The sequence below is a fragment of the Dehalococcoidales bacterium genome, assembly GCA_030698765.1.
Taxonomy (GTDB): Bacteria; Chloroflexota; Dehalococcoidia; order Dehalococcoidales; family UBA2162; genus JAUYMF01.
In genome coordinates, this window is record JAUYMF010000040.1 from 21,199 (window position 1) to 33,607 (window position 12,409).

9 protein-coding genes are annotated in these 12,409 nt (G+C 50.3%); 3 read left to right on the forward strand and 6 right to left on the reverse strand.

The genetic code is table 11. The annotated features are described in order from the left end of the window. Nucleotides 1-27 precede the first annotated feature (27 nt). From Q8Q07_02005 to Q8Q07_02015, 3 genes are read left to right on the forward strand one after another with little or no spacing between them, the layout of a single operon-like run. A complete protein-coding gene (locus Q8Q07_02005) occupies nt 28-2,481 on the forward strand; it encodes a radical SAM protein (protein ID MDP3879066.1) in 2,454 nt (817 codons plus the stop codon). After that, the gene (locus tag Q8Q07_02010; GenBank protein ID MDP3879067.1) at nt 2,481-3,185 is read left to right on the forward strand and encodes a hypothetical protein; all 705 of its coding nucleotides are present in this window, start codon (nt 2,481-2,483) and stop codon (nt 3,183-3,185) included. Before Q8Q07_02005 ends, Q8Q07_02010 begins: the two co-directional genes overlap by 1 nt. Then, nucleotides 3,182-4,810, forward strand: coding sequence for a GH3 auxin-responsive promoter family protein (locus Q8Q07_02015; GenBank protein ID MDP3879068.1), 1,629 nt, complete (start codon nt 3,182-3,184; stop codon nt 4,808-4,810). The genes Q8Q07_02010 and Q8Q07_02015 overlap by 4 nt, the downstream gene beginning before the upstream one ends. Here the strand turns inward: Q8Q07_02015 and Q8Q07_02020 are convergent. The 6 genes from Q8Q07_02020 to Q8Q07_02045 form a co-directional block, all read right to left on the reverse strand. Then, nucleotides 4,805-6,148, reverse strand: coding sequence for a radical SAM protein (locus tag Q8Q07_02020; GenBank protein MDP3879069.1), 1,344 nt, complete (start codon nt 6,146-6,148; stop codon nt 4,805-4,807). The genes Q8Q07_02015 and Q8Q07_02020 overlap by 6 nt on opposite strands. Nucleotides 6,149-6,159: 11 nt before the next feature. Beyond that, a complete protein-coding gene (locus Q8Q07_02025) occupies nt 6,160-6,723 on the reverse strand; it encodes an isoprenylcysteine carboxylmethyltransferase family protein (protein ID MDP3879070.1) in 564 nt (187 codons plus the stop codon). A gap of 75 nt (nt 6,724-6,798) precedes the next feature. Further along, entirely contained in the window at nt 6,799-7,266 is a 468-nt protein-coding gene (locus Q8Q07_02030; protein ID MDP3879071.1) for a putative zinc-binding protein, read from the reverse strand. A 509-nt stretch (nt 7,267-7,775) separates the two neighbouring features. Next, complete coding sequence (locus Q8Q07_02035) at nt 7,776-8,123, reverse strand: hypothetical protein (GenBank protein ID MDP3879072.1); 348 nt, start codon at nt 8,121-8,123, stop codon at nt 7,776-7,778. A 532-nt stretch (nt 8,124-8,655) separates the two neighbouring features. After that, nucleotides 8,656-9,411, reverse strand: coding sequence for an RNA methyltransferase (locus tag Q8Q07_02040; GenBank protein MDP3879073.1), 756 nt, complete (start codon nt 9,409-9,411; stop codon nt 8,656-8,658). Between the two features lie 64 nt (nt 9,412-9,475). Further along, nucleotides 9,476-12,223 (reverse strand): HAD-IC family P-type ATPase, encoded by a 2,748-nt coding sequence (locus Q8Q07_02045; protein MDP3879074.1) that lies wholly within the window; start codon nt 12,221-12,223, stop codon nt 9,476-9,478. Between the last annotated feature and the right edge of the window lie 186 nt (nt 12,224-12,409).

Below are 12,409 nucleotides of genomic sequence, written 5' to 3' on the forward strand. Positions count from 1 at the left end.
GTACCCGGCCAGGTAGTGAAGGAGCTTATGCCTCGTGTAACTTTTATCTACCCTTGCGTGGGACGTTTCCCCGGGACGCGCTATGTCCGCTCGTGGCAGATGCAGCCGCTTGCAATAGGGGTGCTGTCCGCCTTGACCCCCGCCGGCTGGCAAAAGTCATTCTATGATGACCGGCTGGAAGCCATTGATTTCTCTCAGCCCACCGATCTGGCCGCGATATCTATTGAGACTTTTACTGCCCGCCGCGGCTACCAGATAGCGGATGAATACCGTAAAAAAGGGATCCCGGTGGTGCTGGGGGGCTATCATGCAACTCTTTGTCCTGAGGAAGCCAGGGAACACGCCGATTCTGTGTGTATCGGTGAGGCCGAAAAAGTCTGGCAGCATATTCTGAACGATGCCTCCGGAGGAAAGCTGGCTTCCGTTTACTCTGCGCCACGGAGCGCTAACCTTGCCGGCATCAGGACGGACCGCGGGATATTTGAAGGTAAACACTACTTTAAGCTCGCTATGGTGGAATCCGGCCGGGGCTGCCGTTTCAATTGCAGTTTTTGCTCAATCAGTGCCTTTTACCAGTCTACCTACCGCCGAAGACCGGTTGACGAGATTATCGGTGAAATAAAGCAACTGAAGGAGAAAGTCATTTTTTTCGTGGATGATAATATCGTCGGGGACACAGCAACCGGCCGGGAGCTTTTTAAGGCACTGATACCGCTGAAAATCAACTGGATAGGCCAGTGTAGCATCAACGCTGCCACCGACACGGCATTACTGGAACTGATGTCACAAAGCGGTTGCCGGGGTCTCCTGGTCGGACTGGAATCGCTCCACGCAATCAACCTCAATACCGTTGGAAAAGCCATCAACCAGACAATCGATTACGAGCAAGCCCTCGGGGCTTTTCGGAAAAATGGTATCTCGATCTATGGCACTTTCATGTTCGGCTTTCCGGCCGATTCCACCCGGACCATCCGGGATGCCGTGGATTTTGCCCGGCGCCAGAAACTATTTTTAGCCGCCTTTGCCCAGATTATCCCCTTCCCTGGAACGCCTCTTTACTCTCAGTTCGAGGCTGAAAATAGACTGATGTATCCTGACTGGTGGCTGAGTGACCACTACCTCTTCGGGCAAGCCCCGTTCTATCCCGTCGGCATGTCGCCTGCTGAACTGGAGCAGTCATGTTACGCAGCCCGGCGGGACTTCTATTCATTCTCTTCCATACTGCAGAGAGGCCGGGAATTTTCGGCTAACTGCGCCCGGCCCCGGATGGCCGGGGTCTTCTACGGTCTGAACTATCTGATGCACCGGGAGGTATCCAGGAAATTCGGTATCCCCATGGGCATGAGGGAAACTCCCGTGAAGAAGCGTTCACCTCATGTTGTCGCCGAAATCGCAGGGCCTGATAATGACGCTGAGATCCGCAATTTGCTCTGCCAGATTCCCGTGCCCGGAGCGGTTCAGATTACCTACCTTTACAACCCGTCATTCATGGCCTCCATGAAGGTTGAAGGGAGACAGTCCGATATCATCACCGGACGCGATACTGATACCGGCAAGTTGATTGGACTGGGCACCCGCTCCATAAAACCCGCTTTCGTAAACGGCGAACTCTCTCCATTAGGCTATCTGGGGAGCCTGCGACTTGCCGAGGAATATCGCGGCAGCACTTACCTGGCTCGCGGTTACCGCGAGCTAAAGCGGTTGCACCAAGCCGGACCAGCCAGGCTGTATATCACTACCATCATAGAAAGCAATAAGAAGGCGCGAGAGATTCTGACTTCGGGGCGGGCGGGGTTGCCCGCTTATCATGATTTCGGCCGGTTTTGCAGTCTGGCCATTGGATTGAGACGGAGTCCGTCCCGGTTAAGCTTACCGGACAATCTCCTCATACGCCCGGCTGTTATGGAAGATATCCCGTCGCTCATTGAGTTCTGGCAGCGTGAAGGTTCTCGCCGGCAGTTTTTCCCCGGTTATTCGGCTGCGGACTTGATTGATCCGGAAGGCTTGCTGGGTGGACTGGCTCCGGATGATATTCTGCTCGCTTTTAAAGAAGATAAACTGGTCGGAACCACAGGCGCATGGAACCAGGAACCGTTCCGCCAGAGCCGGGTAACCGGTTACAATCGCTGGCTCGGCATGCTGCGCTCTCCCTATAACCTCACCGCCGGCCGGCTGGGGTATCCGCTCCTGCCCCGTCCCGGTTCCGACCTGGACTACTTTAACCTGGCCCTGGTCTGTATCAGTAATGACGACCGAAAAGTCTTCGCTGCTCTGCTGTCTCAACTCCTGGCAAAATATCACGGCAGCTTTGATTTTTTTATGGCCGGACTGCATGAGCATGACCCGCTACTGCCTGTCCTGGCTAAATACCGTCATTTCAATTATTACAGCCGCCTTTACGTGGTCTGCTGGGAAGACGGAGAGCATGATTTTCATAATCTGGATGGACGCGTACCTTACCTGGAACTGGGGGCCTTATAATGGCGCTCCAGGCACACGTCACCCCGGTCAATCAAATCAGCGAAGTCCAGATCTTGACCATGCTCAGGATAATGCAGACCTATTATCTGAATGTCGATGCGGTACAGTTCCGTACTGACCTGAAAGAAAAAGACCTGGTCATCCTTCTCCACGAAGAAGGAGCCATCCGCGGCTTTTCCACGTGGTTGTTGACCGAGCATGAAATGCCGGAGCAAAAGGTCAATATCATCTTCTCCGGAGATACGATTATTGAAAAGGCACACTGGCATTCCCTGGCCCTTCCCATCGCCTGGGGCCGCCTTATGTTATCAGCACTGGCCAGATATCCTGACCGGGAGCTTTACTGGGTGCTGACCAGCAAAGGCCACAAGACCTACCGTTTCCTTCCGGTGTTCTTCCGTGAGTTCTATCCTGCGTTCATGAAGAATACCCCGGTTTTTGAAGAAGCTCTACTCCATAGTTTTGCCAGCCACAGGTTTGGGAACCGGTTTAATCCGGCTACCGGAACCCTGACCGCCTCAGACAAAGCCCAGAAATTGATTCCGGGTGTGGCTGATATTACGGAAGCCCGCCGCAAAGACAAACATGTCGCCTTCTTCGAGAGAATGAACCCCGGTTGTACCCAGGGTGACGAACTGGTTTGCCTGGCCCGCTGCCACCCGGATAATATCAGTCCCTTTATCAAGAGGTATCTAAAAACATGAGAGCCGGACGGCTGTTACCATTAGCAGTTAACTGGCTGTGGCTGCAAAACAGCTACGCCGGTAACCGGCGTTTCTCCCGCGCCCTGGAAAATCCCGGACCAACCCAGGAGCTGTATTTAAAAAATCTCCTCAGACGAAACGAGAGCACTCAATATGGCCGGGCAAATCATTTCTCGCAAATCTCCTCAATCCGCGACTTTCAGGAGAACATTCCCCTGACCCGATACGAAGATTACCTGCCTTACATCGAAGAAATTTCGCGGGGCAAGTCCAGCGTCCTGACTCATGATCCGGTGGCACTGTTTCAACCCACCAGCGGGACGTCTTCAGCCTCTAAACTGATCCCGTACAACCAACCGCTCAAGGCCGAGTATCAGATGGCCATCTCCCCCTGGGTTTATAATCTTTTTCGCCGGGTACCGGGATTGATGCGCGGCCGGGCATACTGGTCTATCTCTCCACCCGTTGAACGTAATAAATTCCACGGGTGCATCCCTGTTGGATTTGACGATGATTCCGAATATCTTGGCGGCATCGGGAAACGGTTGTATAATCTGGTTTCGGTCGGGCGACAAAAATTCACTCCGGATATTTCCCTGGATGATTTCAGGGACAGGACGCTCACCAGTCTTCTCGCCGCCCGTAATCTTGCCCTGATATCCGTCTGGAGCCCCACCCTTCTCCTGACCCTCATCAAACACTTCCTGGAAAATCAGGGCAGGTTGATTGAGGTTCTGGCATCGAGTGGTTCGCCGGACGCCCGCGCCCGCGCCGGAAATATCCGGTGGACTATCCAAAAGCACGGCCTTAATTTTAAAGCTATCTGGCCAGACCTGAAACTGATTAGCTGCTGGACCCACGGAGCCAGCGAGCCGTTCATCCCCGAGATTCGCCGGTATTTCCCCGGCACCGAGATACAGGGCAAAGGACTGGTAGCCACCGAAGCGTTTGTATCGCTGCCCCTGCTCCCGGACAACGATCCGGTGCTTGCCGTTAACTCCCACTTCTTTGAATTCCGCGATATCGAAACCGGTAAAATCCGGCTGGCACACGAGCTTGACCGGGGAGGCGTCTACTCGGTCATTGTGACCACCGGGGGAGGTCTCTACCGTTATGAGATGGATGATCTGGTAAGGGTAACCGGGTTCATCGCCGCCACTCCCGCGCTGCGCTTTATCTCTAAGAACGCCGTCTCCGATATATTTGGCGAAAAGCTCAACGCGGAACACGTTCAGCGCAGCCTCGCCGTTACCTTCGCCGAGTACTCGCTCAATCCGACATTTTTCTTTGTGGCGCCGACTGAATTGCCCGGAGGGAGAATATCTTATACTCTTTTCTTCGAATCTGAAAATGTGTCGGACGAACAGGGGAGAATGTTACGGGAAAAGCTGGAAGGCTGTTTCCTTGAAAACTTCCATTACGCTTACTGCCGTAAACTGGGACAGCTTGGCCACCTGGAGGCGTTTTTAATCGACTGTTCGTCGGTCTCGCCGGAAGTGGCGTATCTGGGGGAGATGCACCGTAGGGGATTGAAACTGGGCGACATCAAACCATCCGTTCTAGACCGGGAGACAGGATGGGAAAAGCGCTTTCAAGGCCGGTTCATGGCTACCGACTACTCATAAGCGGTCTCCGTCAAATAAAGGCGTCAGGTCACTCCCATCGCCAAGGGGCTGGTACCGCTTCCGACTGATTTCCTTCCTCGTGAGGAGATTTACCTTAAGATAGACCCCGGCTTTTGTCGGGGAGCTAAAATTAGCATGCAGGTCAAGAGCGCGGCGGGCGATGGAACCGTACTTGTTAAACTCGGAGCGCACCCAGTAACAGCGGTCTTCCAGTTGCTCCGGGGTCATCTTCGCGGGGCGGAATGGGGCTTGACCGAACCGGAAATCGGGGTGCAGCCACCACGGGTCGTGAATTAGCCTCCCCTCCCGGCGCAATCGCTCATAGAGCGGGGTAGCCGGAAATGGTACGAGCGTATTCAGATTCGCCGTATAGAGTTTCGCTTTAATAGCAAAATCAAGGCTGATTTTAAACGAATCGAGTGTATCCTGGTCATAGCCGAAAATAAAAGCTCCGCACACCATAATGCCATGCTTCCGGAAAATCCTCACCGCCTCAAGATAGCTGCCGTAATTAAGATTCAGGCGCTTGCCCATTTGTTTCAAATTACCTGTTATCAGAGACTCAAAACCGATAGTCACCGCGATACACCCGGACTGTGCCATCAGGCGGATGAGGTCCCGGTTAGCTGAAATGTCCAGGCTTGCCTGACAACCCCATTTGATACCCAGGGGCGTAAGCGCCCGCAGCAGTTCATTGGTTGCGCTGTTATCGACGAACAGGTTATCATCAGTAAAAATAACCGGCTTCCTGCCGGTTTTGCGGATCTCTTCAACAACCGCATCGACCGGGCGTTGCCTTATATTACTCCCATAAAGGGCATGGACAGAACAGTATTCGCACGAGAAACGGCAGCCGCGGCCGAACTGGACCAAAGTAACCGGCAGATACCGCTTGCCCTTAAATATGCTCCGGTCGAACTGAAGCCGGTCCAGGGAAGGATACCGTTTTTCGTAAACCGGTTTGAGCTTCTTTCCCCTCGCATCGCGGACCACTTCGTGCCAAACGCCTTCCGCATCGCCAATAACCACAGAATCTACAAAACGGAGGGCCTCCCGTGGACATAGGGTGGGATGAATACCTCCGGCAATGACCGGGACTCCGCGCAGGTGATATTGAGCGGCAATCTGGTAAGCCGATTTCGCGGTAAACGTATCGATGGTCAGGACAGCCAGATCAGTCGGCTCATCAAACGGGATTACCTCAATACGCTGGTCATAAAGCACGCGGTCAATATCCGGCGGGGTTAGCCCGGATAGTATGGCAAACACCAGCGGCTCAATCGAATCTCCGGCGACACCGGCCGGAATCAGGCTGGGGCGTATATAGGTAAATTTCATCGGCCTAATATTTAATAAATAAACGGAATGAGTTTTTTGGTCTTTTCCATAAATCTCAGGTATTCTGCCTGGAAGCAGGTAATCATCAATTGTTCCTCCAGCTTAATCCGGCGGTGATAACCCAGGAACGAAAGAGCAAGAATAACCGCCAGACCTGCCCAGATCCCGAGGCCTAAACCAAAGCCTGTGAAGGCGAGCAGAGCTCCCGTATATGCAGGGTGTCGAATAAAGCGATACGGCCCCCGGTCAACGACCTTTTGACCGTCCTGGATTGCCAGCACGGTCCGGAAATATTTACCGAGAGACCAGAATGCCCACCAACGGAGGACGGCACCGGCGAGCACAACGGAGGTACCGATTAAATATCTATGATCCTGACCTATCGGAATCCTGGGCAGGTCAGTTTGTTGAATAATTACACATATAACCAGTGCCGCAATCAGAAGCGAAAACAAATGGAGACCGCTACTTTTGTCTTCAGTCGCATCGACTCTGGCCCTGTCGCGGAAGTTAAGCCATAATTCAAAAGACAGCCAGACAAAACCGCTGGCTATAAAAGCGAAAGCAACACTCATTAATTTTCGAACCTTCTAAAGTTCATTAACTGAGATGGTTTAATGGTAAATGAAAACACAGTTACCTGATATCAATTATAGCAGACCGGAGCGGCACGCCGGAACCATCAACGCTACACAGGTGCGGACTTGCCAATGCTCGCCATCCAGATGCCAGCTATACGGTTCAACGTGTATCACTTTATCCTCGTTAATCAGATTTTGCAGGACCCGTCCATGGCATTGAAGAAAACAACCATCGACCATGATCACTTTATCGCTCCCGGTTACCCAGCTTAACATGGAGGAATGAGGAACAAAGAATGTTTCCGCGTGGCATGCCCGGGCAAAGGAAGGCGTTTCCTGGGCTATAATGTTCGCTGCGAGCCTGGCAATTTCTCCCCGGATGCAGGCTCCCTCGCAGGATAAGACCGGAATCTTTTTATCGGCAATGTTCTGTTTCGCATAGGCTTCACCAACCGGACAAACACCTTTTACGCTTGATACGTCAATTGAAAAATCGGCTGAGAGAACCGAGATGTCGTCCTGTGTGCAGGATTTCATCTATCGTCTGCCAGTCAGCTATCGGACGGTATTGGTATTGCATGATGAGCATGGTTTGAAGAACCAGGAGATTGCCGATGTACTCGGTTGCTCTCTGCAGACAGTGAAAATACGGTTACATAGAGCCCGGAATGAGATACGGCGTACCCTGAATACCGGTTGTCATTTTACTCGCGATGAGCGCAATGTTCTTGTTTGTGAATCAAAACCGGAAGAGGCAGAAAATCAGAGCTAGGCTACAAATCATGGGGAACCTTTTCAATCTCTTGAAGAATGCTGATGTTATATTTCGAGCCAGCAAGATCAACCTCATTTTAAGTTCTCTATAGTCCCGGTGTTCCCCTTCATTATCAAGAATGCATGGTTTGAGTGGTTTTTCTGAAGTTGGTGGGCGGTACTGCCCAATACGCAGAACCAGGACGTTTGAAGTAGCGTTCAGTCTATGATGTCGTGCCAACTCGAATTGCCGGTTGAGCAAAGGTTTTAACTATTATTTGTTACGAGTGTGATTAATCACGTTCGACTGCTTCCCGATTATTCTGGATTGCGTCAAGTTTACGTTCGATAAAATCAATGACGTATTTTTGTGTTTGCTCACCTATCCAGATAATGACGTATTTTTGTGTTTGCTCACCTATCCAGATACCGTATCTACAGGCTAGTGCCCCCAATATCATCATCATGAATGGGACAATGACAAAACCTAGGTTTTCAATACGTATTCCACCTTCACTCGGTACAATGATAATTATTCCCACCAGAAAGAATAAAAATGCGACGCTCAACCAGAATATTGAAAAAGCTTTGGTAAAAAGCGATATATCAAAGTAACCTTCTATTTGGGTCTCGTTCCCCAAGTGATAAAAGTTACCATGATAATAAGAATGCCATGAGTTCCTATATGGCACTGTATATAACAAAAGATTCGTTCCTCTAATTTTGCCTGCTACTTTGCCCGTGTAATCAAATGGGAGCCAGCTATTCTTCTTTGCAAGCGAGTTGGCTAAGCGAATGACGCATTCTTCCTCGGATAAGTGAGTGGAAAATAGATAATGTCTTTTTCTACCAAGAATGAATTCCTTGAATTCATTAACAACCCATAATTAAACCATTTTTATTGTTTATTATACATCGCTAAAATGTAGCCGAAAAGCATCTGGTTACCCTCATGCCCACAAAGACCGTATGGGAAACAATGGAAAGGATTCTATTAGAAAAATATGTTTCGTTTGGGGAAGTCTATGTTCTTGCCATTCTGTCTATTGTACATTACTGTTATTTCGAGGCTAGAAAACTGGGCGGTACAGGACTTGAACTTCCTCCCAAAGCCACCCCTTATTTCTCCGCCAGAGCGGGGCGTTCCGCTTCAGCCGGTGGCACAGGCCATGCTCACAGTGTTTTTGAGCTTAGATACATACAGATTGCCCCGCAGGCTGCGACGTTCAGCGACTCTACGTCCTGACTGATGGGAATTCGTAACCGGTAATCAGCTATCTCCAGCAGTTCTCCGGACATTCCCGCGGCTTCGTTACCGAGCGCCAACGCCAGCTTCTGCTGATGACAGAGAACTGACGGGTCTGGTGTGCCGCCAATATCGGTGGCCACCAGAAAGTAGCCGGCGTTCCTCAGAGTCCGGGTGAGGTCAAGATAGCCTCCGGTCCTCCTCAGCCAGACGGATAATACCGTGCCCGCAGTTGCCTGAACGCATTTGGGCGCCAGCGGGTCAGCGCACTTTTCGGTCATAATGACTCCGGAAAAATCGAAGGCGGCTGCCGTACGGATAAGAGTACCCATGTTGCCCGGATCCTGGATATCCTCCAGGATTAGAACCTTATTGCCGGGGTTATCAGGTAGAGAGTCAGAATAGACCTCTAGCGGCAGCTTCACAACGGCCAGAATTCCCTGCGGCGTTCTGGTCTGACAGATGGAGAGGAACTGGCTCTCCGTAAGCTGTCTCACCGCATAATCCCGGTAGAGAGAAAGTGGCTCTTCGATGGAGAGAATCTCCATTATCTCCCCGGGCTGACCGGCCATTATCTGGCGGATAGCCCTATCACCTTCGACGATAAAAGCCCCGGCTTCAAGACGGCCCTTCCTGGTCGCCAGCTTTCGGTACCATTTGACTGACCTCACAGGAGTGGACATGGCGCTATCACCATCTTTGAGCTGATATTTAAGCTATCAATAACCACCGAAATCACAGATTATTTTACGCTCGTCTATATTTATTACTCAAAACCGTTTTGCGTATCCCTTTCTCTATTTCAATAATGATAAATCCCGGGAGCAGAGATAAGAGCACCCACGGCCACCAGGCGAGGGGAAATGAGGTCGTCTTAAATACAACCTGCAGAAATGGTACATAGATGATAGCTAACAATGTAAGAACGCTTACAGTAATACCAGCTAAGATTAGTTTGTTGGAAAATGGGTTCAAAGTAAAAGCTGAATCAGAAACAGAGCGAGCTGTTAAGAGATACCCCAGATGCAACAGGATAATCGAAGCTAAAGTTGCAGTCTGTGCTTGATTAATTACATTGGTGGTCTCCGGGTCAATAGCGTTTTGTCCGAATATCCAGTATACCGTGAAACCAGTTGCCGCCAGTACCAGTGAAACTAACCCCACCCTGATAAAGAACAGCCGGTTGGCAATTTTTTCTTTCGGATTGCGCGGTTTACCGCGGAGCAGTCCTCTTTCTTTCGGTTCGAATAATAACGGCATGGTTAAGAATACTGAATCAGCAAGATTCACCCACAAAATATGTATTGGTTCAACAGGGAGCCGTAATGCAAACAGGGGTACGAACGGAGCTAACAAGATAGCCCCCAGGATCAATAGCATTTGCCCCCCATTAGTTGGCAGTGTGTAAAGTATCGCCTTCTCCAGATTTTTCCACGCGTGTCTCCCCTCTTCTATTGCGGCGACGATACTCGCAAAATTATCATCGGTAAGTATCATGCTGGAGGCTTCTTTACTCACTTCGGTCCCTGTGATTCCCATTGCAATACCGATATCAGCTGCTTTTAATGCGGGGGCATCATTGACACCGTCCCCCGTCATTGCCACGACATGTCCTCTCTTCTGTAATTGCTGCGCAATTCTAAGTTTATGCTCAGGCGCAACACGGGCATAAACCGAGACTTTATCGACCTGATTAAATAAATCATCGTCACTCATGCGAAACAGTTCTTCACCAGTAAGAACGCTTCTTTCATCACCAGTCAGAATACCAAGTTGGCGAGCTATGGCAACCGCTGTAATAGCGTGATCGCCTGTTATCATCACGGTACGCACACCGGCTCTCTTGCATTTTTTAATAGCCTCAATCGCCTCTTGCCGCGGAGGGTCTATCATCCCCTGCAAGCCCAAAAACACCAAACCCGTCAGGTCGTCAGGGCTGATAGTTCGCTTGTCCCCGGGTGATTTCTTATAAGCCATAGCTAAAACACGCAGAGCCTCTCTCGCCATTGCCGCAGCTTTTTCACGCACTTCATCCTTATTAATCGGGATGACATGTCCACCAACCATACGGTTATCACACATATCGATTATTTTTTCAGGAGATCCTTTAACGTAAATAATGTTATCCTCTTCATTTTGGTTTAACGTTGCCATATACATCAGTTCTGAACCAAAAGGGATCTCATCCAGCCGAGTAGATTTGCTGTTAATGCCAGCTTTCATTGCCGAAACCACCAGCGCGCCTTCGGTAGGATCACCGACGATATGATACCTGCCTTCTTCCTGGGATAATGAAGCGTTATTGCAGAGGTAACCGGCTCTGAGCGTTTCGATAAGTTCGATATCAGGTTTGTTGCTCAAATCATTGTTTTCCTTGTCGCTATCGAGTTTAATCTCCCCGGCAGGTTCGTACCCGACTCCGGTCACCTTATAATTTTTCCCGCCCGCATATATCATGAGAACCGTCATCTCATTCTTTGTAAGTGTCCCGGTTTTATCAGAGCAGATAACAGTGGTACAGCCTAGAGTCTCCGCTGCCGATAGCCTCCGGATCAGGGCATTTCTTTTCGCCATCACTGTGGCCGCCATGGCCAGTACCCCGGTTACAATCATAGGCAACATTTCAGGCATCCCGGCAACGATGAGAGCGACAGACGCCATGAACATATGTATCAGGTTTTGTCCAACAATCATACCCACAATGAAATTGATCAAACCCAGTCCGATAATTCCGATCACCAGCACCTGAGTGAAGGCGGCTATTTTTTTCTGTAGAGGCGTTTGCATAATATGAGCGGATTTCATCAAACCGGCAATCTTACCGAATTCAGTATTATCACCGGTACTGATAACTATCCCACGCGCACTGCCTCGTATCAGAAAAGTGCCACTGAAAGCAATGCAATGCTGGTCACCAGGAGAAATATTTGTTCCTTCCAGCGCGACGGTATCCTTACCTACCGGAGTTGATTCGCCCGTAAGAGGCGCCTCATCAGCATAAGCGTCCCTGGCAAAGAATAAGCGCAAATCGGCAGGTATCTTGTCTCCCCCGCTAAGGATGACGACGTCACCCGGTACTAATTCTTTTGAGGGAATAATTCGTTCGATCCCATCCCGCAGTACCGTGCAATTTTGCGACGCCATTTTCTTTAAAGCCTCAAGAGCAGCTTCTGCTTTACCCTCCTGGAAAAAACCTAACAGGACATTAAGAACGACCACCCCGGTAATTACAGCCGTATCCGCCCACATATCTTCAAGGTCTAATACTGACATCACCGTTGTCACAATAGCTGCGATTAGCAGTATCCACACGAGCGGGCTGCGGAACTGGTCTAATAACCGAACAAGCATACTCCGGCCCTTTAGCACGATTTCGTTATAACCATGTATGCTAAGGCGAGCTTTGGCTTCTTCGGTCGATAATCCGCGGGTAGTCGCTTCCAGCATCTCGAGTGTTTTTTCTGCTGAAACCTGGTACCATCTGACTTCACTCATCGGATTTATTTACCTCTTGTTTCTTATCGGGGGGAATAAGGTTAAACCGGACAGGTGGAAAATCGTAAGAGAATCGTGCTACGTGCACCCGGATAGTGTATTTGATTAGTGCGCTATAAATACTTTTGCTAATGGTGGGCAGTACAGGACTTGAACCTGTGGCCTCTTGCGTGTGAAGCAAGCGCT